Below are 24,182 nucleotides of genomic sequence, written 5' to 3' on the forward strand. Positions count from 1 at the left end.
GAGCCTCAGATTCACTGCAAAGGCACCGGATATGGTGTCGGGCATGACTCAGTCGCACCCTCGGATCAGCAAGGCTGTCATCCCCGCAGCGGGCCTCGGCACCCGCTTCCTGCCGGCCACCAAAGCCACTCCCAAGGAGATGCTGCCGGTCGTCGACAAGCCGGCGATCCAGTACGTGGTCGAAGAGGCCGTATCGGCAGGCCTCGACGACGTCCTCATGATCACGGGCCGCAACAAGCGTCCGCTGGAGGACCACTTCGACCGCAACTACGAGCTGGAATCCGCTCTTCAGAAGAAGGGCGACGCCGGCCGGCTCGCCAAGGTGCAGGAGTCCAGCGACCTCGCGACGATGCACTACGTCCGCCAGGGCGACCCCAAGGGCCTCGGCCACGCCGTCCTGTGCGCCGCCCCGCACGTCGGCCACGAGCCCTTCGCCGTCCTCCTCGGCGACGACCTCATCGACCCGCGCGACCCGCTGCTCAAGCGGATGGTCGAGGTGCAGGAGCAGCACGGCGGCAGCGTCATCGCACTGATGGAGGTCGCGCCCGAGCAGATCCACCTCTACGGCTGTGCGGCCGTGGACCCCACCGAGGACAGCGACGTGGTCAAGGTGCACGACCTCGTCGAGAAGCCGGCCGCCGCGGACGCCCCGTCGAACTACGCGATCATCGGCCGCTACGTCCTCGACCCGGCCATCTTCGACATACTGCGCAAGACCGAGCCGGGGCGCGGCGGTGAGATCCAGCTCACCGACGCCCTGCAGCAGCTCTCGCAGGACGAGAAGGTCGGCGGCCCGGTGCACGGCGTCGTCTTCAAGGGCCGCCGCTATGACACCGGCGACCGTGGCGACTACCTGCGTGCCATTGTCAGACTCGCATGCGAACGTGAAGACCTGGGCCCGGACTTCCGGACCTGGCTTCGCAGTTACGTAGCCGAGGAGATGTAGCGAGTTGAGCACCGCCGCCGCGCCCCGCCCCGCCGGCCAGGACCACCTCTGGTCGGTGGACGAACACCTGGAGGACATCCTCGCGACCGTCCGCCCCCTCGAACCCATCGAGCTGCAACTGCTCGACGCCCAGGGCTGTGTCCTGGTCGAGGACGTCACGGTGCCGGTCTCCCTGCCGCCGTTCGACAACAGCTCCATGGACGGGTACGCGGTGCGGGTCGCGGATGTCGCGGGCGCGAGCGAGGAGTTCCCGGCGGTCCTGGATGTCGTGGGGGACGTGGCGGCGGGCCAGGCCGACCTGGTCCACGTGGGCGCCGGCCAGGCCGCCCGCATCATGACCGGCGCCCCGCTGCCGCCCGGCGCGGAGACGGTCGTTCCGGTGGAGTGGACCGACGGCGGACTCGGCGAGGGCCCGGTGACCGCGATGCGCGCCCGCAGCCTTGCCCCCGACGGCGCACAGGGCCAGGTGCTCGTCCACCGGCCGGCCGAGGCGCGCGCGCATGTGCGCGCGAAGGGCAGCGACGTCAAGGCGGGCGACCGGGCCCTCGAGGCGGGCACCGTCCTCGGGCCGCCCCAGATCGCCCTGCTCGCCGCTGTCGGACGGGGCACGGTGCGCGTGCGCCCACGTCCGCGCGTGGTCGTCATGTCCACCGGCAGCGAACTCGTCCAGCCCGACGAGGCGCTGGGCGGCGGGCAGATCTACGACTCCAACAGCTTCGCCCTCACCGCCGCGGCCCGTGACGCCGGCGCCATCGCCTACCGCGTGGGCGCCGTCGCCGACGACGCCGAGACCCTCCGGTCCACCGTCGAGGACCAGCTCGTGCGCGCCGACCTCATGGTCACCACCGGCGGCGTGAGCGTCGGGGCGTACGACGTCGTCAAGGAGGCGCTGTCGCACGTCGGCGACGAGGACGAGGCCGGCAGCGGCATCGACTTCCGCAAGCTCGCCATGCAGCCCGGCAAGCCCCAGGGCTTCGGCTCCATCGGCCCCGACCACACCCCGCTGCTCGCGCTCCCGGGCAACCCGGTGTCCTCGTACGTCTCCTTCGAGCTGTTCGTGCGCCCCGCGATCCGCACCCTGATGGGCCTGGAGGACGTCCACCGGCCGCGGACGACCGCGACCCTTGCGGCGGACGAGGCGCTGAGCTCGCCCAAGGGCCGCAGACAGTTCCTGCGCGGGACGTACGCCGACGGCGAGGTGCGGCCGGTCGGCGGTGCCGGATCCCATCTGGTCGCCGCCCTCGCGCACGCCGACGCGCTGATCGTCGTCCCGGAGGATGTGGAGAGCGTCGAGCCCGGCGCCGAGGTCGAGGTGGTCCTGCTCGGCTGAGGGGCTCCGGCCCGCGATACCGTGTCGCGCACAGCAGGCCCGTGCGCCGCACCGCGACGGGCCCGGACCGGGAGCGCCACACGATCATGACTGTGCCTTCCCGGGGGGAGACCCCCGGACCCCATGAGCACGACCGACCCACGCAGGAGCGGCTGACGCACATCGACGACGCGGGAGCGGCCCGCATGGTCGACGTCTCCGAGAAGGACGTGACCGCGCGCACCGCCCGCGCCAGCGGACGCGTCCTCGTCTCGCCCCGCGTGGTCGAGCTGCTGCGCGGCGAGGGGGTACCCAAGGGCGACGCCCTCGCCACCGCGCGTATCGCGGGCATCATGGGCGCCAAGCGCACACCGGACCTGATCCCGCTGTGCCACCCCTTGTCGGTGTCCGGTGTGAAACTGGATCTGTCGGTCGCGGACGACGCGGTGGAGATCCTGGCCATCGTGAAGACGACGGACCGCACGGGCGTCGAGATGGAGGCCCTCACCGCGGTCTCCGTCGCCGCGCTCACCGTGATCGACATGGTGAAGGCGGTCGACAAGGGAGCGGTCATCACGGACGTACGGGTGGAGGAGAAGACGGGCGGCAAGTCGGGCGACTGGAGCCGGGCATGACACTGGACGCGTCGATCGGTGGTGCACTGCTCGCGCCGTACAGCGCCCTCGTGGTCACCGCCTCCAACCGAGCCGCCGCCGGGGTCTATGAGGACAAGGGCGGCCCGCTGGTCGCCGACGGCCTCAAGGGCTTCGGCTTCGCGGTCGACGGACCGCAGATCGTGCCCGACGGCGACCCCGTGAAGGCCGCTCTGCGGGCCGGGGTCGACGCCGGGTACGACGTCATTGTGACCACCGGCGGCACCGGCATCTCGCCGACCGACCGCACCCCGGAGGCGACCCGTGCCCTCCTCGACTTCGAGGTGCCGGGCATCGCCGAGGCGATCAGGGCGTTCGGACGGGACAAGGTGCCCACGGCGGCACTGTCCCGCGGGCTCGCCGGAGTCGCCGGAGGCACACTGATCATCAACCTGCCCGGCTCCAGCGGCGGGGTGAAGGACGGACTGGCCGTCCTCGAACCCCTGCTGACCCACGCCGTCGACCAGATCCGCGGCGGCGACCACCCCAGACCCAGCGGGGGTGCGAGCTGAACAGCCCATCCTGGCCCGTCGTGCTGAGGGACGGCGACGTCGTCCTGAGGCCGATAAAGATGCGCGACCAACGGGCCTGGCGCGAGGTCAACCGGCGCAACCGGGACTGGCTGCGGCCCTGGGAGGCGACCATTCCGCCGCCCACGCCCAGCGGACCGATCACGCACCGGCCGACCTACCGCCAGATGGTCCGGCATCTGCGGTCCGAGGCGCACTCGGGCCGGATGCTGCCGTTCGTCATCGAGTACCAGGGGCGGCTGGTCGGGCAGTTGACCGTCGCCGGGATCACCTGGGGCTCGATGTGTTCGGGACACGTCGGCTACTGGGTGGACGAGGCGGTGGCGGGCCGCGGCGTGATGCCGAGTGCGGTGGCACTCGTGGTGGACCACTGTTTCCGCACCGTTGGTCTGCACCGCATCGAGGTCTGCATTCGCCCCGAGAACGGGCCCAGCCGCCGGGTCGTGGAGAAACTCGGATTCCGCGAGGAGGGGCTGCGTCCGCGCTATCTCCACATCGACGGAGCCTGGCGCGACCATCTCGTCTTCGCGCTCACGGCGGAAGAGGTCCCGGAAGGGCTGGTCGGCCGCTGGCACCGGGCGCGCTCGCAGAAGACATCGCAGTCGAACCCGCAGGACACCCGCCAGAACAGCCAGGGGAATCCCGCCTGGCCCGGAAATTGAATAAGTGTTCGAAATTGATCGCCGGATGACCGGCTCAGGGCATTAAATTCGCGCCTCGGCGGGCTGCTGATCGCATCGGTCACAAAAAAAGTTCGAAATATCAGCCAGATCGTGCGACACACCGGCTCAATTGGCGGATGGCCTCACGCAAACCCCTCTACCGTGTGAGACGTGAGCAGCAGCGGCCTCATCTACGCAGTCATTGTCGGGGCCTGGGCCGCCTACTTGGTGCCGATGTGGCTCCGTAGGCAGGACGAGCTGAACGAGGCCCGTCCGACGGAACGCTTCAGCACAGCCATCCGGTTGCTGTCCGGACGGGCGGGGATGGAGCGCCGGTACGCCAAGGACCTGCGCGCGCGCTCCACCGAGGAGGGGGAGCCCAGCGCCGATGACCCGGGCGACGTCACCGAGTCGGTGGACGTCCGGGCCTTCGCCGTGCCTCCGACCCGTCAGCAGACCCAGGCTGCGGTACCGGCGCAGGCACCGGGGCGCCCGGAGCCGGCACGGGAATCCGCGCGGGAATCCTCGCGAGAACAGGGGGGCAAACCGGCACCCGAACACGGGTCCGGGCAGGCCCCCGAACGTGCGGGCGCGCCCACGGCCGAAGCGGGCTCCGGCCCGGACTCCAAGGCACGCAAGCGCGTGCCCGCCGCCCGGCGGGCGCCCTCGGCCTCGGAGGAGGCGGCAGCAGCGCGCGCCCGGCGCTTGAAGGTGCTCGCGCGCCGTCGGCGTACCACCGTCGTCCTCTTCCTCGCCTTCACCCTCGGCGCGATCGTCGCCGCGGTCGGCGGGCTCGCGTTCCTGTGGGCGCCCGGCGTTCCCGCCGTGATGCTCAGCGGGTACATCGCGTATCTGCGGTCCCAGGAGCGCCGTCGCTTCGCCTACCAGATGGACCGGCGCCGCGCCGAGGTCGCCGCGCAGCGGCTTCGCGAGCATGCGCGCCAGTCGCGCCGCCGCGGCGCCGCCGAAGCCGGCGCCGGCCTCGACGCGCCCGACGAGGGGCCCGAACCAGCCACCGACCCCGGGCTCTCCGCCCTCGCCGCGGACCGGCGTGCCCTCGTCGAGCAGACCGATCACGCCGAATGGGTCGACCAGCAGCGCGAGCGGCAGCGCAGGCCCGGCCACGGGGACAGCTGGGACCCGGTGCCGGTGCCCCTGCCGACGTACGTGACCGCGCCGGTCGCGCCTCGGGCCACATCCGACGTGGACCTCGGCGCGCCGGACACCTGGAGCTCGGCCCGTTCCAGCCCCGTCGGCCGGGACCGGGAGGCGGCCGCCGAGGCTGCAGACGGGTCCGCGCCGGGTGCCGAGCCGGGCGACGCCGGCCGCGAGGAGGAGAAGGGCGAGGGGGGCGGTCGTAGCGACGCACGCCGGGCCGCGTCCGCTCGCCGGGCGCGTGAGCGCGGCCGGACGCCGCTGTTCGACCAGTTCGAGGACGGTGAGCGGCCGCGAGCCGCGAACGAGTAGCCGCCCCCCGTCCGGCCAGGGAACGGATTTCCAAGCAGGCCGATCGGGGTGCTAAAGTTTCACTCGTTGCAAGGGCCTGTGGCGCAGTCCGGTAGCGCACCTCGTTCGCATCGAGGGGGCCAGGGGTTCAAATCCCCTCAGGTCCACCGCAACAACTTTCCAAGGAAACTTGGGCAGTTGAAAGATCCCGTCCGATCGGTTGATCGGGCGGGATCTTTGTTGTTCCCAAGTGCTTCCCAAGTGCTTCCCAAGTGGTTCCCAAGGGGTCACGTCTTGAGGGGGGACTGTGCAGAAGGCCACCGCGGAGTTACCGACGAGGCCCGCGACGCCGCTACGCAACGCACGCTTCCGGCGGTTCGTGACCGCCAGTCTCATCTCGGCCACCGGATCCGCGATGGCTCCCCTCGCGCTCGCCTACTCCGTGATCGAGCAGGGCGGTGGAGCCGCGGAGCTCGGTGTGGTGCTCGCCACGAACACCGTGCCGACCATCGTCTTCCTTCTCGTGGGCGGAGTGCTCGCGGACCGTGTCTCCCGGAGCAGACTGCTCTTCCTCGGCAACCTGCTTGCGGCCGCCGCGCAGGGGGCACTGGCCGTGACCGTCGCCATCGGGCAGGCGACGACCACGTCCATCGCGGTCTGCGGCTTCGTCTCGGGGACGGCCATGGCCTTCACCGTGCCGGCCACCCAGGGGGCCGTACCCCAGATCGTGCCGGCGGAGCAGTTGCAGCAGGCCAACACGCTGCTCAGGCTGCCGAGCAACGCCGTCAAAGTCCTCGGGCCGGCCATCGGTGGAGTCGTCGTCGCGGTCAGTGGCCCGGCCTGGGCGCTGGCCTGGGACGCGCTCACCTTCGCCGTGGCCGCCGTCCTGCTCCTCGGGCTGCGCCTGGACGCACCCGTCACCCTCACCAGTGCGCTGAGTGACCTGCGGCACGGCTGGACCGGCTTCTGGTCGCGGACCTGGCTGTGGACCTACACGGTCGCCGGGGCCGTCCTCGTCGCCGCCTGGCTGGCAGGCTTCCAGTTGCTGGGGCCGGTCGTCGCGGCGGAACAGTACGCGGGGGCGCGTGACTGGGGGCTCGTGGCCGGCTCGTTCTCTGCTGGGCTGCTGGCCGGGACCGTGGTGTGCCTGCGGTGGCGGCCCTACCGGCTGATGGTCGTGGCAGTCGTGGCCGGTGTACCGCTTGCCGGGCCGTTGCTCGTCATGGCGTGGGAACTGCCGCTGCCCTGGCTGCTGTTGGCTGCCCTGCTCGCCGGGATCGCCTTGGACGTGGCGATCGTCGCGTGGACGACCGCCTTCCAGCAGCACGTTCCGCAGGGCGAGTTGGGGCGCATGAGCGCGTTCAACAGCATCGGGGAGCGACTGGCCATTCCGCTCGGCTACCTGCTCACCGCGCTCGCCGCGGGCAGCTGGGGCAACCGGACGGTGCTGCTCGCGTGCGCCGGGCTCGTCGTCGCCGCCACCGTCCTCAACCTCTGTGTGCGGGACCTCTACCGCGTCAACGCCGCACGGAACTGACCGCTCACAGCGCCTTCGCGTAGCACAGGCTCAGCTCGTGGAAGCGGTAGTAGCCGAACTTCCCGCACGGCTCATAGCCGCTGGACGTGTACAGCGCCACCGCCTCCGGCTGCTTCGCCCCGGTCTCCAGCACCATGCGCGTGCGGCCCGCCGCCCGCGCGTCCTCCTCCAGCGCCGCCAGGACTTGTCTCGCCAGGCCTCGCCCACGCATCTGCTCGATGACGTACATCCGCTTGAGCTCGGCGTCCCCGTCCTCGTTGCCCTCGCCGTTCTCGTCCTGTGACCGCCAGCCGCCGGAGGCGACGGGAGTGCCGAGCGCGTCGTACGCGATCAGGTAGAGGCCGTTCGGCGGCCTGAAGTCCGCCGCGTCCAGGGGCGTGGCGTCGCCGTCGTCGCCGTAGCGGATGCCGTACTCGGCCTGCACCTGGTCGTTGAGCTTGACGGCGTCGGGGTGGTCGAACGGGACGGGACGTATATGCATGCTAGATACCGTATATCAATTCAAGATCAAGAGGTTCCAGAATCGGACACCGTCCAGTGTGCCGGTAAGGTGCCCGAGTGCTCACTGTGACCTCTGTGAATGTGAACGGGCTGCGGGCCGCCGCGAAGAAGGGCTTCGTGGAGTGGCTCGCCGGCACCGAGGCCGATGTGCTGTGCCTTCAGGAGGTGCGGGCGGAGCCGCAGCAGCTGCCGGAGTCCGTCCGCACGCCCGACGGCTGGCACGTCGTGCACGCGCCGGCCGCCGCGAAGGGCCGAGCCGGCGTCTCCCTCTATACCCGCCGCGAGCCCGACCGGGTCCAGGTCGGCTTCGGGTCGAGTGAGTTCGACGACAGCGGGCGATACGTCGAGGCCGACCTGCCGGGTGTGACGGTCGCCTCGCTCTACCTCCCCTCCGGCGAGGTGGGCACGGAGCGGCAGGACGAGAAGGTCCGCTTCATGGGCGAGTTCCTCGCCTACCTCAAGGCCCTGCGCGAGCGCGCCGCCGCCGACGGCCGCGAGGTCCTGGTCTGCGGCGACTGGAACATCGCCCACCAGCAGGCCGACCTGAAGAACTGGCGCGGCAACACCAAGAACTCCGGCTTCCTGCCTCAGGAGCGGGAGTGGCTGACCGAGGTGTTCGCCCCGGCCGCGGGCGGCTACGTCGACGTCGTACGGTCACTGCACCCGGATGTGGAGGGGCCGTACTCGTGGTGGTCGTACCGCGGGCGGGCCTTCGACAACGACACGGGATGGCGCATCGACTACCAGGTGGCGACGCCGGGGCTCGCCGCCAGGGCGCTCAAGGGGTACGTCGAGCGCGCCGCGACGCATGCCGAGCGATGGTCGGACCACGCGCCGGTGACGGTGGTCTACGGCCGCTAGTCCGGCCCTCGCCGTCAGTCCCGATCGCTCTGCTTGCGCAGCCGTCGGTCCAGCGCCAACGACAGCTCCGCCTCCACCACGCTCCGCGCCAGCGGGCGCAGGCGGTGGAGGTCGTCCTCGTGGGCGTGGCGCAGGACCAGGTCGGCGAACATCTCCGCGAGGTCGTCGACGTGTTCGCGGACCTGCTTGCCCGCCGCCAGAACTTCCGCGAGGGGGATGCCCTCGCGGACCAGGGCCGAGGAGACGTCCAGGAGGCGGCGGCTGATGTGGACGATCTCGCCGCCGTCGGTGCCGAGGTAGCCGAGGTCCAGGGCGGCGGCGAGGTTGTCCGGGGTGACCTGGCCCTCGAAGCGGGCGGCGAGTTCCTCGGGGGTGAGGCGGACCGGTTCCTCCTCCGTGGGGGCGGCGCCGAGGAGGTCGGCGACGTCGCGGCCGTGGTCGAGGGCGTCGGCCAGTTCCGCGATGCCGTTCAGCGTGTGGCCGCGTTCCAGCAGTGCCGAGATCGTGCGCAGGCGGGCCAGGTGGTGGTCGTCGTACCAGGCGATGCGGCCCTCGCGGCGGGGTGGCGGGATCAGCTTGCGTTCGCGGTAGAAGCGCAGGGTGCGCACCGTGATGCCGGCCAGGCCGGCCAGTTCCTCCATGCGGTACTCACGCTTCTGGGTCACCCGGGAACCTTAATTCGTACCGGCGGTAACTTTCCTCGATCCGACCCCTACCGGTCGGTACGGACCTCCTCTACTCTCCCCATTGTGCCAGTGTTCACTGGCATGGTTCCGGGTTCCGGGTGAAGCAGGGAGGCACAGGCATGGCCGAACGCGAACATGTGCGGGTCGCGGTGGTCGGGTCCGGGTTCGGTGGGCTGGGGGCCGCCGTACGGCTGCGGCGCGAGGGCGTCACCGACTTCGTCGTCCTGGAGCGGGCCGACAGCGTCGGCGGCACGTGGCGGGACAACAGCTACCCGGGGTGTGCGTGTGACGTGCCCTCCCATCTGTACTCCTTCTCCTTCGCGCCCAATCCCGACTGGCCGCGCACCTTCTCCGGCCAGCAGCACATCCGCGCCTACCTGGAACACGTCACCGACGTCTTCCGGCTCCGGCCGCACATCCGCTTCAACTCGGAGGTGCAGCGGATGACCTGGAACTCCGAGCGGCTGTGCTGGGACATCGAGACCAGCCAGGGGAATCTGTCGGCCGACCTCGTCGTCTCCGCCACCGGGCCGCTGTCCGACCCGAAGATGCCGGACATCCCGGGGCTCGACTCCTTCCCGGGCAAGGTCTTCCACTCCGCTCGCTGGGACCACGACTTCGACCTGCGCGGCAAGCGCGTCGCGATGGTCGGCACCGGCGCCTCCGCCATCCAGATCGTGCCGTCCATCCAGCCGCAGGTCGAGCGGCTCACGCTCTTTCAGCGCACCCCGCCGTGGGTCATGCCCCGCGTCGACCGTGCCATCAGCGGCGTCGAGCGTTCCCTGCACCGGGCCCTGCCCCTCACCGCGCAACTGCGCCGCGGACTGCTGTGGGGCATCCGGGAGCTTCAGGTCCAGGCGTTCACCAAGCGCCCCAACGAGCTCGGCCTGATCGAGCAGTTGGCCAAGCGCAACATGGCCCGCTCCATCAAGGACCCGGCCCTGCGCGCCAAGCTGACCCCCGACTACCGCATCGGCTGCAAGCGGATCCTGCTGAGCAGTGAGTACTACCCGGCGCTCGCCCAGCCCAACGTGGACCTCGTCGCCAGCGGTCTGAGCGAGATCCGCGGCTCGACCCTCGTCGCCGCCGACGGCAGTGAGGCCGAGGTGGACGCGATCGTCTTCGGTACGGGGTTCCACGTCACCGACATGCCGATCGCGGACCGGGTGGTGGGTGCGCAGGGGCAGACCCTCGCCGAGTCGTGGAAGGGCGGGATGGAGGCGCTGCGCGGCGCGTCCGCCGCCGGGTTCCCGAACTGGATGACGATCATCGGGCCCAACACGGGGCTCGGGAACTCGTCCATGATCCTCATGATCGAGTCCCAGCTGAACTACCTGGCCGACTTCGTGAAGCAGTTGAACGTCCTCGGCGGACGCGCGGCTCTGGACGCCCGGCCCAGCGCCGTGCACGCCTGGAACCGGCGGGTTCAGGAGCGCATGAAGCGGACGGTGTGGAACACGGGCGGCTGCACCAGCTGGTACCTGGACGCCAGCGGCCGCAACACGACCGTCTGGCCCGGTACGACGACCGAGTTCCGGCGGGCCACGCGGCGGGTGGATCTGGCGGAGTACGAACTCCTGCGAGCGCCGGACGGGAAGGACGCCACGCCACAGGACGTCAAGTCACCGGGCAGCAGGGCGAAGAGCGGCAAGTCGAAGGACACCAAGTCCAAGGACGCCAAGTCGGGGGTGACCGCGTGAGCCGGCTGACGCACGTCGCTTCCGGGCCGTACGCCCCGCCCGCCCCCGCCCGTGAGCTGACGGCGATATCCGCCGACGGCGCCCGTCTGCACGTGGAGGTGCACGGCCGCGTCGACGAGGCCGCGCCCGCTGTCGTGCTCGCGCACGGCTGGACCTGTTCGACCGCCTTCTGGGCGGCGCAGATCCGGGAGCTGGCCGTCGACCACCGGGTCATCGCCTACGACCAGCGCGGCCACGGACGCAGCCCGGCGAGCCCGGCGTGCAGCAGCGACGCCCTCGCGGACGACCTCGAAGCCGTACTGGAGGCGACCCTCGCACCCGGCGAGAAGGCCGTGATCGTCGGGCACTCCATGGGCGGCATGACGGTGATGGCCGCCGCCGATCGCCCGGGGTTCCGTGCGCACGCCGCCGCGGTCCTGCTGTGCAGCACGGGCGCCTCGCGGCTGGTCGCCGAGTCCACGGTCGTACCGATGCGGCCGGGGCGGCTGCGGACCTGGCTGACCAAGCACATCCTCGGCTCCCGCGCGCCGCTCGGGCCGGTCACGCCGGTCGCCAGGTCGATCCTCAAGTACGCGACGATGGGCCCCGGTTCGGCCCCGCACATGGTCGAGGCGTGCGCGCGGATCGTGCACGCGTGCCCGCGCAGGGTGCGACACGCCTGGTCGAACGTGCTGGATCTGCTTGATCTCGACCACCGCGTACGGGAGTTGACGGTGCCGACCGCGGTGGTCGTCGGCACGGCCGACCGGCTGACTCCGCCGGTGCACGCCCGCTCGCTGGCCGCCGCGCTGCCGCACTGCCTCGGCGTCACCGAACTGCCCGGCCTCGGGCACATGACACCGGTCGAGGCGCCCGAGCTGGTGACCGGGAAGATACGCGAACTGGCAATGACGTACCCGCAGGCCAAGACGTACACGCAGGTCAAGGAGGGCGCATGAGCAGGGTGAGCCTCGAAGGACAGGTCGCCGTCGTCACGGGGGCGGCGCGGGGAGTCGGGGAGCTGCTCGCCCGCAAGCTCTCGGCGCGCGGTGCGAAGGTGGCACTCGTGGGGCTGGAGGCGGACGCCCTCAAGCAGGTCTCCGCACGGCTGCACAGCGACAGCGACCACTGGTACGCCGACGTGACGGACCACGAGGCGATGGCGCGGGTGGCGCGGGAGGTGAAGGAACGGTTCGGGAAGGTCGACATCGTCGTCGCCAACGCGGGCGTCGCCAGCGGCGGACCGTTCGTGGACTCCGACCCGGAGGCGTGGCGGCGGGTCATCGAGGTCAACCTCATCGGGTCGGCGGTGACGGCTCGCGCGTTCCTGCCGGTGCTGATGGAGAGCCGGGGCTATCTGCTGCAGATCGCCTCGCTCGCGGCCATCACGCCGGCGCCCATGATGACCGCATACTGCGCGTCCAAGTCGGGTGTGGAGGCGTACGCGCACAGTCTGCGGGCCGAAGTCGGTTACAAGGGCGTGCGGGTGGGGGTCGGGTATCTGTCGTGGACCGACACCGACATGGTGCGCGGCGCCGATCAGGACGACGTCATGCGGGAGTTGAGGAAGCGGCTGCCGTGGCCGTCCAACAAGACGTATCCGCTGGGGCCGGCGGTCGACCGGATCGTGGCGGGTATCGAGCGGCGCTCCAGCCATGTCTACGGGCAGTGGTGGCTGCGCGGGATGCAGGGGGTCCGCGGTTACCTGCCGGGGATCATCGGCACCGTGGGGCAACGGGAGATGCGGCGCTTCGGGGACCGGCTGGCGGGGGTGCGCACGGGGCTGGTCGGAGCGGGCGGCGCCGCCGATGAGCAGGAGCGAATTACGCGGCGTAACTGATCGACATGCGCAGGGTTATCGCCCGTGTGAATCTGGTCGAGGCCCCACCGAGGGGCCAACCCCCACTCACTACGGGAGTGAACCCACATGGGCATGAAGGACCAGTTCAAGGAGAAGTCCGAGCAGCTGCAGGAGCGTGCGCGTCAGCACGGTCAGCAGGAGCGGGAGCGGGAGCGTCCGCAGGGGCAGCCGGAGCGGGGCCGTCCGCAGGGGCAGCCGGAGCGGGGCCGCCCGCAGCGGCCGCAGCGGGACGAGGAGTCCGACCGCATGCGTGAGGACGAGGAGCGCTTCGACCACGACTACGACCGGTAGTCAGTCGGTTCGCTGAACGCGACGCGGGGTGCCCCCTGTTCGGTGGGTGCCCCGCGTTCGTGTGGGTGTCCGGGGGTGCGTTGTCGGGTGCGGGCCGGTGGGGGTTTGTCGCGCCCGCGCGGCGGAGCCGCAAGTCGATACAGCCTCGCGCCCCTGGGGGTGGGTGCCGCCGCCCCTCAAGAACGCGGCGGCAATTTTGGTCTTGATCGGTCCGGTACGTGTGCGTAATCCGGCGGTGTCGCCGGGGGGTTGGTCTCCAGGAGCTCCAGCGCCAGCTCCACCGCGTCCTTGAGCTGCGCGTGCTTCCCCTCGGCCCAGTCCAGCGGTGTCCGCAGGACCTCGACATCCGGGCTCACCCCCTTGTTCTCGATGCTCCAGCCGTACGCGTCGAACCAGGCCGCGTTCATCGGGACCGTGATCACCGTGCCGTCGCCCAAGCGGTGGCGGCCGGTCATGCCGACGACTCCGCCCCAGGTGCGCTGGCCGACGACCGGGCCCAGTTTGAGGAGTCTGAAGGCGGCCGTGATCATGTCGCCGTCCGAGGAGGTCGCCTCGTCGGCGAGGGCGACGACGGGGCCGCGCGGGGCGTTCGAGGCGTACGACACCGGCTGGGCATTGCGGGTGAGGTCCCAGCCGAGGATCGTGCGGGTGAGTTTCTCCACGACCAGCTCGCTGATGTGGCCGCCCGCGTTGCCGCGCACGTCGACGATCAGTGCGGGGCGGGACATCTCCATGCGCAGGTCCCGGTTGAACTGGGCCCAGCCCGAGCCGCCCATGTCCGGGATGTGCAGGTAGCCGCAATGGCCGCCGCTCAACTCCCGTACGACGGCACGGCGTTTGGCGACCCAGTCCTGGTAGCGCAGGGGGCGTTCGTCGATGAGGGGGACCACCGCCACGCGGCGTGCCCGGCCCGCCTCGCCCTCCGCGGGCGTGAACGTCAGCTCCACCGTCGTGCCGCCGGCGCCGGCCAGGAGGGGGTAGGGCCCGGTGACCGGGTCCACGGGGCGGCCGTCGACGTGGGTGAGGACCGCCCCTTCCCGGATTCCGGTGCCTGCCAGTGGCGAGCGGGCCTTGGAGTCGGAGGACTCGCCGGGGAGGATGCGCCTGACCATCCAGCCCTCGTCGCGGCGTACGAAGTTGGCGCCGAGCAGGCCCTGCCAGCGCTGGTAGTGGGCCGGGCCCTCGTTGCGGCGGGCCGCGGAGACGTAGGCGTGCGACGTGCCGAGTTCGCCGAGGACCTCGCGGAGCAGGTCGGCGAACTCGTCGGGGGAGGCGACCCGTTCGACGAGCGGGCGGTACTGGGCGAGGACCGCGTCCCAGTCGATGCCGCACATCTCGGGCTCCCAGAAGTACGCCCGGATCAGCCGGTCGGCCTCCGCGTAGGACTGCCTCCACTCCGCCGCCGGGTCGACCTGGTGCAGGATGCGGCGCAGGTCGATCCACACCGTGGTGTCGCTGTCGCCGGACTCGGAGGCCGGAACTCCGCGCAGGTCGCTCTCGTCGACCACGACCAGGCGGCTGCCGTCGCCGCTCACCGCGAACCAGTCGAGATGGTCGACCAGTTCGGACTTCTTCGCCTTGCTGATGTTGAAGTGTTCGAGGGTCGGCCGGCCGGTCATGTCGTCGGGGTTGGCGAACGTCTCGCCCAGCGCGCCCGAGATCGGCCAGCGCAGCCAGACCAGCCCGCCGCCCGCGACCGGGTACAGCGCCGAGTATTTGGAGGCGGTGACCGGGAAGGGGGTCACCCGGCTCTCCAGGCCCTCGAGCTCGACGGTCGGCGCGCCCCCGTCGCCGCCCTCCTCGTCCTCCACCGGGTCCAGGCCGCCGGCCGCCGGGCGGCCCTCCGGGTTCAGGGCGAAGGGGGAGGGGGTCGCAGACGACAGGGGGACCAGGTAGGGGCGGCAGCCCAGCGGGAAGGACAGGTCGCCGGTGTGGACGTCGTACACCGGGTCGAAGCCGCGCCAGGAGAGGAAGGCCAGGTAGCGGCCGTCCCGCGTGAACACCGGATTCTCGTCCTCGAAGCGGCCGTTGGTGACGTCGACGATCATCCGGTCCTTTATGCGCGCCAGCTTGATCTGGCGCAGGGTGCGGCCGATGCCGGGGTGCGACCACGTCAGCCAGCTGCCGTCCGGGGAGAAGGCCAGGTCACGCACCGGGCCGTTGACGGACCGGATCAGCTCGGTGACCTCGCCGTTGGAGTCCTCCGTCACGTCCAGAAGCAGGAGACGTCCGTCGTGCGCGGCGATCGCGACGCGCTCGCCCTGCGGGTCGGCGACCATCTCCAGGACCCGGCCCAGCTCGCCCGAGGCGAGTCGGCGGGGTTCGCGGTCGCCGGTCGCCCTGGGCAGGTAGGCGATCTCGACGGCGTCCTCGCCCTCGGCGTCCGTCACATACGCGACCTGGCCGACCGAGCCGAGCATCTCCGGGAGCCGGACCCGTACGCCAGGGGTGTCGATGATCGTGCGGGCGGGGCCGTCCCGGTGGGTGAGCCAGTACAGGCTGCCGCGCACGACCACGGCGCTCGCGCGGCCCGTCTCGTCCACGGAGATGCCGTCGACGTGCTGGGCGGCCGGCACCTGGTACGGACGGCGGCCCGCGCGCGGCCCGCTCAGCCGTACGTCGAGCCGGCGCGGCTCGGAGTCCGCGGCGAGGTCGTCCACGATCCACAGGTCGCCCGCGCACTGGTACACCACCCGGGTGCCGTCGCTCGCGGCGTGCCGGGCGTAGAAGGCGTCGTGGTCGGTGTGCCGGCGCAGGTCGGAGCCGTCGTACGCGCACGAGTAGAGGTTGCCGACGCCTTCGTGGTCGGAGAGGAAGGCGATCCGGCCGCCGACGAACATGGGGGAGGCGAGGTGGCCGCCGATGTCCGCGAGCAGGCGTTCGCCGTGCAGCCACAGTCTGCCCATGGCACCGCCCCGGTAGCGCTTCCAGGCGGCCGGTTCGTGCGGCGGGGTGCCGGTCAGGAGCAGGGTCTTGCGTTCGCCGTCGAGGTCGGCGACCTGGAGGTCGGAGCACGGGCCCCAGGGGAGCTTGCGGCCGGGGTCGCCGTCCGGGCGGACCTTGTAGGCCCAGGTGAAGTGGGAGAAGGGCTCGCCGTGGGAGGCGACGGCGAGGATCACGCCGTCGGGGGTCCAGCCGCACACCTGGGTGTCGGCCGAGCCCCAGTGGGTGAGCTGGCGGCCGGGGCCGCCGTCCACCGGGACGAGGTGGATCTCGGGGACCAGGCTGCGCCAGCTCGTGTACGCGATGTGGCGGCCGTCGGGGGAGAAGCGGGGGTGGCCGCTCTTGGTGCGGTCCACGGTGAGCCGCCAGGCGCGGGCCGGGCCGTCGAGGGGGGCCAGCCACAGGTCGTCCTCGGCCACGAAGCACAGCAGGTCGTCATGGAGGTGCGGCAGGCGCAGATAGCTCACCTATCCATGCTTTTCCCGGGGACGGACCTGAGCAACTCGTGACCTGGAGGTGCACGTGACCCAGGACACGAACGAAACCGTTTCGTTTCGCTCGCGGAATGGGGTACCTTCTAGGTGTACGAAACCGTGTCGTTCGGAGTTGGGAAGGTGAGGACCGTGACCGAGGTGGCAACCACGCGTCGCAGTCGGATCACCCCTGAGCGCGAGGCCGAGTTGTACGAGGCCGTGCTCGACCTGCTCCGGGAGGTCGGCTACGACGCCCTCACCATGGACGCCGTGGCGGCCCGCACCCGGTCCAGCAAGGCGACGCTCTACCGCCAGTGGGGCGGCAAGCCGGAGCTGGTGGCGAAGGCGATCCGGCACAACAAGCCGGGGAACATCGCCGACGTCGACACCGGATCCCTGCGGGGCGACCTCCACGCCCTCACGTCACGCGAGGACGACTGCCACATGCAGCAGAACGCCGCGCTGATGCGGGGTCTGTTCATGGCGGTGCACGCCAACCCCGACCTTCTCCGGGCTTTCAAGGAACTGCTCATCGAGCCGGAGATGGAGGAGTTCAACCGGGTCGTCCAGCGGGCCGTCGACCGCGGCGAGGTCCGCGCCGACTGCCCCGCGCTGGACTACGTGGTGCACATGCTCGTCGGCGCGTTCGCCACCCGGACGCTGATCGACGACCAGCCGCCGACGCAGTCCTTCCTCATGTCGTACATCGACGCCGTGGTCCTCCCCGCCCTCGGCGTGCCCGTCACCTGACGAGAACCGACGAGTCCCCTTTAGGCAAGCCCTCCACCTGACGTATCCGCTCACGTCGTCGGGCTGATCACCCCTGCCCTCAGTACCAACTCACGACCTGACCGGGAGTCGCCCTCGTGGCCACGTTCCTCTACAAACTCGGCCGGCTCGCCTTCAGGCGACGGCATTTCGTCGCCCTCATATGGGTCGCGCTGCTCACCCTCGCCGGTGTGGGCGCGGCCAGCGCACCCGCCGCGGGCACCACGTCCTTCTCGATCCCCGGCACCGAGGCGCAGAAGGCCTTCGACCTGCTGGAACAGCGCTTCCCCGGCATGAGCGCCGACGGCGCCACCGCCCGGGTCGTCTTCAAGGCGCCCGACGGGCAGAAGATGACGGACGCCGGCAACAAGGCGACCGTCGAGGACACCGTCAAGGAGCTGTCCGACGGCTCCGAGGTGGCCTCCGTCGCCGACCCGTACACCGCGAAGGCCGTCAGCAAGGACGGCACGGTCGCCTACGCGTCGGTGAAGTACGACGTCTCCGGCATGGAACTGCAGGACTCCTCGCGCGACGCCCTGGAGGACGCCGCGCAGGACGCGCGGGACGCCGGGCTGACCGTGGAGATCGGCGGTGACGCGCTGCAGACGGTGCCGCACACCGGCGCCACGGAGATCATCGGCATCGGTGTCGCCGCCGTCGTCCTCGTCATCACCTTCGGCTCGCTCATCGCGGCCGGGCTCCCGCTGCTGACCGCCCTGATCGGCGTCGGCATCGGCATCTCGACGATCACCGCCCTGGCGAGCACGCTGGAGCTGGGCTCCACGACCTCGACGCTGGCGATGATGATCGGCCTGGCGGTCGGCATCGACTACGCCCTGTTCATCGTCTCCCGCTACCGCGCCGAGCTGGCCGAGGGCCGCGAGCGCGAGGAGGCGGCCGGCCGGGCCGTCGGCACCGCGGGTTCGGCGGTGGTCTTCGCCGGCCTGACGGTGGTCATCGCGCTGGTCGGCCTGTCGGTCGTCAACATCCCGATGCTCACGAAGATGGGCATCGCGGCGGCGGGCACGGTCGTGATCGCGGTGCTGATCGCGCTGACGATGATCCCGGCCCTGCTGGGGTACGCCGGCAAGAAGGTGCAGCCCGCCGGGAAGAAGAGCCGGTGGATGGGCGGCAAGCGGGCCGAGAAGAAGGCGGCCTCCGGCAGCGAGGCGGGCAGGCCGGCCAAGCCGAACCTGGGCACCCGCTGGGCCAGCTTCGTCGTACGCCGTCCGATCGCCATCCTCCTCCTGGGGGTCGTGGGCCTCGGCGCCGCGGCCATCCCCGCGACCTCCCTCGAACTCGGTCTCGGCGACGACGGTTCGCAGCCGACGTCCACCACCCAGCGGCGTGCCTACGACCTCCTGTCCGACGGCTTCGGGCCCGGCTTCAACGGCCCGCTGATGGTGGTGGTCGACGCCAAGGGCAGCGGTGACCCGGACGCCGCCTTCAAGCAGGTCGGCGACGACATCAAGGGCATCAAGAACGTCGTGGCGGTGACACCGGCGACGCCCAACAAGACGGGTGACACGGCGACGATCACGGTGATCCCGGACGCCAAGCCGTCGTCCGTCACGACCGAGGACCTGGTCCACGCCATCCGCGACAAGGGCGCGGAGGTGAAGGCCGACACGGACGCGACCGTGCTGGTCACCGGCTCCACCGCGATGAACATCGATGTCTCGGAGAAGCTGAACGACGCTCTGCTGCCGTATCTGGCGCTGGTGGTCGGCCTCGCCTTCCTGCTGCTGATCGTGGTCTTCCGCTCGATCCTGGTCCCGCTGAAGGCGGCGCTCGGCTTCCTGCTGAGCGTGATGGCGGCGCTGGGCGCGGTGGTCGCGGTCTTCCAGTGGGGCTGGTTCGCGGGCCTCCTGGGCGTGGAGGAGACCGGCCCGGTGATGTCCATGATGCCGATCTTCATGGTCGGGGTGGTCTTCGGCCTGGCGATGGACTACGAGGTGTTCCTCGTGACGCGGATGCGCGAGGCGTACGTCCACGGCGAGAAGCCGAGCCAGGCGGTGGTGACCGGGTTCAGGTACGGCGCCCGGGTGGTCTCCGCGGCCGCGGTGATCATGATGGCGGTGTTCGCCGGCTTCATCGGCTCCAGCGAGTCCATGGTCAAGATGATCGGCTTCGGCCTGGCGATCGCGGTGTTCTTCGACGCGTTCATCGTGCGGATGGCCATCGTCCCGGCGGTGCTGGCGCTGCTCGGAAGGAAGGCCTGGTGGCTCCCGAAGTGGCTGGACCGTGCCCTGCCGAACGTGGACGTGGAGGGCGAGGGCCTGCGCACGGACGCCGAGGCGAAGGGATCCGAGGACCCCGACGAGGACCGGGCACTGGTGCGCGCCTGACGGGCCGCACCTGAGGTACCACCCTTGAAGTGACAGGCCGGCCGGTGAGGGCTCCGTGGGGACGGGGCCCTCACCGGCTTCTTCATATGTCCGAACTGCGGCCTCCCGACGGGCCCGAGCGGCCGAGACGTCGGCCACACAACGGAATCGAAGGCCCCGCACCCGTGTTGGGATGACTGTCGTAGGCGGACGAGCCGGCCGCACAGCGAAGCCGGCCGGCCGCGGAGCGAGACAGTGGCAGGGGAGCACGGGCGTGGACGTGAACGGCACAGTGGCCGAGGGCTTCGAGCCGGTCCGAGAGGCGTTCATACGGAACTTCGGCACGCTCGGGGAACGCGGCGCGGCCGTCGCCGTGTACCGGGACGGGCGCAAGGTCGTCGACCTGTGGGCCGGCACGAAGGACGTCGACGGCACGCAGCCGTGGCAGCACGGCACCGCGCAGGTCGTGCGCTCGGCGACCAAGGGCGTCGCCGCCGCCGTACCGCTGATCCTGCGGCAGCGTGGGCAGCTGGACCTGGACGCGCCGGTGGGTGCGTACTGGCCGGAGTTCAAGGCGCACGGCAAGGAGCGGCTGCTGGTCCGGCATGTGCTGAACCACCGTGCCGGGCTCCCGGTACTCGACCGCCCGCTCACGCCCGAGGAGGCGCTGGACCCGCACCGCGGCCCCGAGGCGGTGGCTGCTCAGGCGCCCGCGTGGGTGCCCGGCACCGATCACGGCTATCACGCGCTGACGTATGGCTGGCTGCTCGACGAGCTGGTGCGCCGGGTGACCGGACGGTGGGCCGGCGAGTGGCTCGCGGCGGAGATCGCCGGTCCGCTCGGCCTGGACCTGTGGCTCGGACTGCCGGAGTCCGAGGCGGGCCGGGTGGGCCGTACGGGCCGCGTCGAGGGACCCGAGCCGGCGGGCGGGCTCCGCGCACGTCCGAAGCGCTCGGTCACGGAGGCATACCAGGACCCGGCCTCCCTCACGCGCCGCGCCTTCGCCGCGATCACCCCCTTCCCCGACCAGAACGACCCCGCCTACCGCGCCGCCGCCCTCCCCGCGACGAACGGCATCGCGACGGCCGACGGACTGGCCCGCTTCTACGCCGCGCTCATCGGCGAGGTCGACGGGGTACGGCTCTTCGACCCGGCGACGGTGGAGCTGGCGCGGGCCGAGGAGTCGGCGGGGCAGGACCGTGTCCTGGTGGTCAACACCCGTTTCGGGCTTGGCTACATGCTGCACGGCAGCGCGTCCCCGCTGCTGGGCCAGGGTTCCTTCGGCCACCCCGGCCGTGGCGGCGCCCTCGGCTTCGCCGACCCGGAGACGGGGATCGCGTTCGGCTATGTGACGAACGGTTTCCGCAAGACGGTGACGGCGGACCCGAGGGCGCAGGCGTTGATACGGGCGGTGCGGGCGGCGCTCGCCTAGCTCGCGGACACGGCCTGGCGTGCGGTGTTCGCGCGGCGATCGGTTCAGACGTGGATGGGGTGCGACGTACGCCCCGACGCCTGGTCGATCTCACTGTGCGCTTTGGTGAGCATCTGCATCGCGAGCTCGTTCAGCGCACGGGCGGCGGCGATCTCCTCGCCGACGCGTGGCTGATTCGAGTCCGTGTGGTGCCGTGTGGCGTGTCCGTGGGCGCGTACCTCGCTGCCGTCGGGGAGCCGCACCATCGCGACGGCCCTGGTGTGGGTCTCGTCCTCCTGGAACTCCATCTCGACGTGCCATCCCACTGTGGTGTGCAACATGACGATCACCTCCGGAATGTCTGCTTCCAGGGTGCGCCTCCGAGGGTGCCGCCGCATAGCCGGGGTCGCCGAACTGTTCGGGTCGCGGGGCGCGGTGGGGCGCCTGGTGCCGTAGGGGACGCCCGGGGTGCAAAGAGCGCAACTCGGGATCAGTGAGACTCGGCACATCCGCTTCGGGGACCGGCTTCGCCCTGCTTCCATGGAGATGTCGCGTTCCATGGAGATGTCGTGCGCCGGACCTGGCCCCGCCGTCACCGCCACCTCCCCCGTTAACCGCACAGGGCCATATCGAGGACATGCGCTGCTGCTTCTCCGCCCACCTCCCCGCTCTCGCAGCACTGTCGGCCTTCCCCGGCCCCTGCGAGGTGCTGCGCTCCGGTGCCCGCCTCGCCCCCGCCCTGCTGCGCTCGGCCTCCGCCGCCATGCAGCGGGCCCGCTCGCACCATCCCGACGCCCTGACCGCGGTCAACCTCGAACTGGTCACCCTCACCGAGGACAGCGCCGTCATCACCTGGTACACCGGCATCCCCGGCACCGACGACGGCCTGGGCCACCCGCTCCCCGCGATCACCGAGGGCGAGGTCGTCTACGGCACCCACCCCTCCCGGCTCAACCGCACCGCGTCCGTCGACCGGCCGACCGCCCATCACCAGGTCGAGCTCACCGGCCTGGAGCCGGGGCAGACGTACTACTACCGGGCCCGCTCACGGGGCGTGACCGCCACACCGACGCCGCTGCATCTCGTGCGCGGCAACGCGGTGGGCACGTCGACGTTCGGGTTCGGCGCGAGCGGCGGGCCGTACTCCTTCACCACCCCGCAGCCCCCGCCCGGCCGTCATCTGCTGTCGATCGCGCTCTGCAACGACCTGCACCTCGGTGAGACCACCGCCGGCCTCGTCGGCGGCCTGCCCCTGTTGCGCGGGGTGCCGCAGCAGCCGGGACGCGCGCCGTATCCGGAGCTGATGAGCCGCGCCCTGGTCGAGGAGGCCCGGCGGCGCGGAGCGGACCTGCTGCTGGCCGGGGGTGACATCTCGGCCGGCGGTGCGGCGCACGACCTGGGCGAGGCCCGGCGGATCCTGGACGGTTTCGGCACCCATGGGCAGGACTACTTCGTCGTACGCGGCAACCACGACCGCTCCGCCGACAACTCCACCTTCCGCACCGCCTTCCCGGGCCTGACGGGCAGCGACGGGCCCGGGTACTTCGCCCGCGACCTCGGCGGGCTGCGGATCATCGGCCTCGACACCTACGTCAAGACCGGCAACGGCGCCGACGCGGGCGGACTCGGACCCGAGCAACTGGCTTGGTTCCAGGCCGCGTTGAGGGAGGCGCCGGACCAGCCGACGGTGGTGTTCGGCCACCATCCGCTGACTGTGCGGGACTCCGTCTTCCCGGTGACCCGCGGCCAGTGCCTGGAGCGCCGCCAGGCCCGCACCGTCGTCGACGCCTACGCGAACGCGCCCGGTGTCTTCCTCCACCACGCGGGCCACACCCACCGCAACAAGCGCACCGTGCTGGTGCGTGCCCCGCACGTCACCCAGCAGGAGGTCGCCGCCGCCAAGGAGTACCCCGGCGGTTTCACCCTGCTGCGCATCCACTCCGGCGGCTACGCGCTCAACCACTACAAGGCCGGCGACCTGGCGGCCCGGCAGTGGAGCGAGCGCAGCCGCCGGGTGGCCGCGGGCCTGTGGCCGCACCACGCCCTGGGCCGCTCGGTCACCGACCGCAACAGCGTCGCGGCACACGACCTCTCGGGCGTCACACCACCCTCACCACTCTCACGGAGCGTGAATCGCGAGCAACGGTGAGTGTCCGTAGCATCGGAGCATGGCGACCCTCTGGGACCTCATGCGGGACTGCATCCCCGACGACCACGCCCGACAGGTCACCTCGCGGTACTACGTCGACGAGGTGATGAGCGCCCCCGGTGCGCCCGGGCTGGTCGTCGACCTGGGATGCGGGCGCGGCACGTCGGCCGCGCTCTTCCGCAAGCACGACCCCGAGGTGCGGTGGGTCGGGGTCGACATCCGGGACTCACCGGAGGCGGGCCAGCGCACGCCCGGCGGCGACCCGGTGGTGCACTACGACGGCGTCCGCCTGCCGCTCGCCTGCGACTCGCTGCCGCTGATCTACTCGCACCAGGTCTTCGAACATGTCGCCCGCCCGCGCGAACTGCTCGCGGAGATCGCCCGGGTGCTGGCGCCCGGCGGTTGCTTCATCGGATCGACGTCCCAGTTCGAGCCGTACCACTCCTTCAGCCTGTGGAACTACACGCCCTACGGCTTCCGGGTGCTGGTGGAGGACGCGGGGCTCGCGCTGCAGGAGATCCGGCCCTCGCTCGACGGGGTCGCGCTGATCATGCGCAGCTACCTCGGCAGGCCGCCGGAGTACAGCCGTTACTGGGACGAGCAGTCCCCGCTCAACTCCGAGATCGACCAGTGGGCGCGGGGCGGGCGCCGCAGGACGGCCCTGGTGAACCTGCGGAAGCTCACCTACTGCGGCCAGTTCGCCTTCCGGGTGGCCAAGCCGGCGCTTGCCTAGGCCGCCGCACTTCCGGTGCAACATCACGAAACTCGGCGCGCCGCAGGATGATTTGGGGCATTTCTTACTTAATCTCCCTTAATCGTAAGGGGTCACCCTTCACGCATTGCATCCACCTCACTCCACCGGAGATGACATGCACAAGCTTCGTAAGGCCGCCGTCCTGGTCGCCGCCCTCAGCACTGTCGGGCTCCTGGGCGCCGGCACGGCCCACGCCGCCGGCGACGACTACAAAGTCCAGCAGAGCACCCAGTGCAAGTCCCACGACCTGAACATCGACATCCTCGGCGCCGTCGGTCTGCTCAACGGCCTGCTGGGCAACGGCCTCAACGGTGAGGGCGACACGGCCGCCCAGAGCACCCACCTCGGCTCGACGATGGGCTGCAACAACAGCGCCTTCGGCGGCTGACCGCCTG

The 24,182-nt window shown here is 71.1% G+C and carries 22 protein-coding genes and 1 tRNA gene; 19 read left to right on the plus strand and 4 right to left on the minus strand.

Annotated elements, in window-relative coordinates; translation table 11 throughout:
• Positions 1-43: 43 nt before the first annotated feature.
• From galU to ACFY5C_RS17635, 8 genes are all read left to right on the plus strand, one after another.
• Positions 44-946: a UTP--glucose-1-phosphate uridylyltransferase GalU gene (gene galU, locus ACFY5C_RS17600; protein ID WP_389445173.1), complete on the plus strand. Its 903-nt coding sequence runs from the start codon at positions 44-46 to the stop codon at positions 944-946.
• A 4-nt stretch (positions 947-950) separates the two neighbouring features.
• Positions 951-2,276 (plus strand): gephyrin-like molybdotransferase Glp, encoded by a 1,326-nt coding sequence (gene glp, locus ACFY5C_RS17605; RefSeq protein ID WP_389445174.1) that lies wholly within the window; start codon positions 951-953, stop codon positions 2,274-2,276.
• 86 nt (positions 2,277-2,362) lie between these two features.
• On the plus strand, positions 2,363-2,890 hold the full coding sequence (gene moaC / locus ACFY5C_RS17610; protein ID WP_389445176.1) for a cyclic pyranopterin monophosphate synthase MoaC: 528 nt from the start codon (positions 2,363-2,365) through the stop codon (positions 2,888-2,890).
• Entirely contained in the window at positions 2,887-3,420 is a 534-nt protein-coding gene (locus ACFY5C_RS17615; protein ID WP_389445178.1) for a molybdenum cofactor biosynthesis protein B, read from the plus strand. The genes moaC and ACFY5C_RS17615 overlap by 4 nt, the downstream gene beginning before the upstream one ends.
• Before the next feature lie 59 nt (positions 3,421-3,479).
• Positions 3,480-4,100, plus strand: a complete 621-nt coding sequence (locus ACFY5C_RS17620; protein WP_389445180.1) for a GNAT family N-acetyltransferase — start codon at positions 3,480-3,482, stop codon at positions 4,098-4,100.
• A 171-nt stretch (positions 4,101-4,271) separates the two neighbouring features.
• Positions 4,272-5,567 (plus strand): gephyrin-like molybdotransferase receptor GlpR, encoded by a 1,296-nt coding sequence (gene glpR, locus ACFY5C_RS17625; RefSeq protein WP_389445181.1) that lies wholly within the window; start codon positions 4,272-4,274, stop codon positions 5,565-5,567.
• Between the two features lie 72 nt (positions 5,568-5,639).
• Positions 5,640-5,713, plus strand: a tRNA-Ala gene (locus tag ACFY5C_RS17630).
• A gap of 140 nt (positions 5,714-5,853) precedes the next feature.
• Positions 5,854-7,083 carry an MFS transporter gene (locus ACFY5C_RS17635; protein WP_389445182.1) on the plus strand — a complete coding sequence of 410 codons (1,230 nt, stop codon included), beginning with the start codon at positions 5,854-5,856 and terminating at the stop codon, positions 7,081-7,083.
• Positions 7,084-7,087: 4 nt separating this feature from the next.
• Here the strand turns inward: ACFY5C_RS17635 and ACFY5C_RS17640 are convergent, their stop codons facing one another.
• Positions 7,088-7,564 (minus strand): GNAT family N-acetyltransferase, encoded by a 477-nt coding sequence (locus ACFY5C_RS17640; protein WP_389445183.1) that lies wholly within the window; start codon positions 7,562-7,564, stop codon positions 7,088-7,090.
• Positions 7,565-7,641: 77 nt separating this feature from the next.
• On the opposite strand from ACFY5C_RS17640, the gene ACFY5C_RS17645 reads away from it, so the two are divergent.
• Positions 7,642-8,445, plus strand: coding sequence for an exodeoxyribonuclease III (locus ACFY5C_RS17645; RefSeq protein WP_389445184.1), 804 nt, complete (start codon positions 7,642-7,644; stop codon positions 8,443-8,445).
• A 14-nt stretch (positions 8,446-8,459) separates the two neighbouring features.
• On the opposite strand, the gene ACFY5C_RS17650 is transcribed toward ACFY5C_RS17645, so the two are convergent.
• Positions 8,460-9,086, minus strand: coding sequence for a MerR family transcriptional regulator (locus ACFY5C_RS17650; RefSeq protein ID WP_389445467.1), 627 nt, complete (start codon positions 9,084-9,086; stop codon positions 8,460-8,462).
• A 164-nt stretch (positions 9,087-9,250) separates the two neighbouring features.
• Here ACFY5C_RS17650 and ACFY5C_RS17655 point away from each other — a divergent pair, with 164 nt between their 5' ends.
• The 4 genes from ACFY5C_RS17655 to ACFY5C_RS17670 all read left to right on the plus strand — a co-directional run bounded on the left by ACFY5C_RS17655 (position 9,251) and on the right by ACFY5C_RS17670 (position 12,962).
• Positions 9,251-10,831, plus strand: coding sequence for a flavin-containing monooxygenase (locus ACFY5C_RS17655; protein ID WP_389445186.1), 1,581 nt, complete (start codon positions 9,251-9,253; stop codon positions 10,829-10,831).
• On the plus strand, positions 10,828-11,769 hold the full coding sequence (locus ACFY5C_RS17660) for an alpha/beta fold hydrolase (protein WP_389445188.1): 942 nt from the start codon (positions 10,828-10,830) through the stop codon (positions 11,767-11,769). Before ACFY5C_RS17655 ends, ACFY5C_RS17660 begins: the two co-directional genes overlap by 4 nt.
• On the plus strand, positions 11,766-12,650 hold the full coding sequence (locus ACFY5C_RS17665; RefSeq protein WP_389445189.1) for an SDR family oxidoreductase: 885 nt from the start codon (positions 11,766-11,768) through the stop codon (positions 12,648-12,650). Before ACFY5C_RS17660 ends, ACFY5C_RS17665 begins: the two co-directional genes overlap by 4 nt.
• A gap of 87 nt (positions 12,651-12,737) precedes the next feature.
• A complete protein-coding gene (locus ACFY5C_RS17670) occupies positions 12,738-12,962 on the plus strand; it encodes a hypothetical protein (RefSeq protein WP_389445190.1) in 225 nt (74 codons plus the stop codon).
• Positions 12,963-13,138: 176 nt separating this feature from the next.
• Here ACFY5C_RS17670 and ACFY5C_RS17675 read toward each other — a convergent pair whose 3' ends face one another.
• A complete protein-coding gene (locus ACFY5C_RS17675) occupies positions 13,139-16,372 on the minus strand; it encodes a S41 family peptidase (protein WP_389445192.1) in 3,234 nt (1,077 codons plus the stop codon).
• Positions 16,373-16,528: 156 nt separating this feature from the next.
• Between ACFY5C_RS17675 and ACFY5C_RS17680 the strand changes: the two genes are divergently transcribed.
• From ACFY5C_RS17680 to ACFY5C_RS17690, 3 genes are all read left to right on the plus strand, one after another.
• Positions 16,529-17,128 (plus strand): TetR/AcrR family transcriptional regulator, encoded by a 600-nt coding sequence (locus tag ACFY5C_RS17680; protein ID WP_389445194.1) that lies wholly within the window; start codon positions 16,529-16,531, stop codon positions 17,126-17,128.
• Between the two features lie 116 nt (positions 17,129-17,244).
• Positions 17,245-19,494 carry an MMPL family transporter gene (locus ACFY5C_RS17685; RefSeq protein ID WP_389445196.1) on the plus strand — a complete coding sequence of 750 codons (2,250 nt, stop codon included), beginning with the start codon at positions 17,245-17,247 and terminating at the stop codon, positions 19,492-19,494.
• A 253-nt stretch (positions 19,495-19,747) separates the two neighbouring features.
• Positions 19,748-20,905, plus strand: coding sequence for a serine hydrolase domain-containing protein (locus ACFY5C_RS17690; RefSeq protein ID WP_389445198.1), 1,158 nt, complete (start codon positions 19,748-19,750; stop codon positions 20,903-20,905).
• A gap of 44 nt (positions 20,906-20,949) precedes the next feature.
• On the opposite strand, the gene ACFY5C_RS17695 is transcribed toward ACFY5C_RS17690, so the two are convergent.
• Positions 20,950-21,225 carry a DUF1876 domain-containing protein gene (locus ACFY5C_RS17695; RefSeq protein ID WP_383606336.1) on the minus strand — a complete coding sequence of 92 codons (276 nt, stop codon included), beginning with the start codon at positions 21,223-21,225 and terminating at the stop codon, positions 20,950-20,952.
• A 296-nt stretch (positions 21,226-21,521) separates the two neighbouring features.
• Here ACFY5C_RS17695 and ACFY5C_RS17700 point away from each other — a divergent pair, with 296 nt between their 5' ends.
• The 3 genes from ACFY5C_RS17700 to ACFY5C_RS17710 all read left to right on the plus strand — a co-directional run bounded on the left by ACFY5C_RS17700 (position 21,522) and on the right by ACFY5C_RS17710 (position 24,175).
• Positions 21,522-23,033 (plus strand): metallophosphoesterase, encoded by a 1,512-nt coding sequence (locus ACFY5C_RS17700; protein ID WP_389445200.1) that lies wholly within the window; start codon positions 21,522-21,524, stop codon positions 23,031-23,033.
• A gap of 19 nt (positions 23,034-23,052) precedes the next feature.
• Entirely contained in the window at positions 23,053-23,766 is a 714-nt protein-coding gene (locus ACFY5C_RS17705) for a class I SAM-dependent methyltransferase (RefSeq protein ID WP_389445201.1), read from the plus strand.
• A 136-nt stretch (positions 23,767-23,902) separates the two neighbouring features.
• Complete coding sequence (locus tag ACFY5C_RS17710) at positions 23,903-24,175, plus strand: hypothetical protein (protein WP_389445202.1); 273 nt, start codon at positions 23,903-23,905, stop codon at positions 24,173-24,175.
• The last annotated feature ends 7 nt before the right edge of the window (positions 24,176-24,182 follow it).

The sequence above is a fragment of the Streptomyces sp. NPDC012935 genome (genome assembly GCF_042900345.1).
GTDB lineage: Bacteria > Actinomycetota > Actinomycetes > Streptomycetales > Streptomycetaceae > Streptomyces.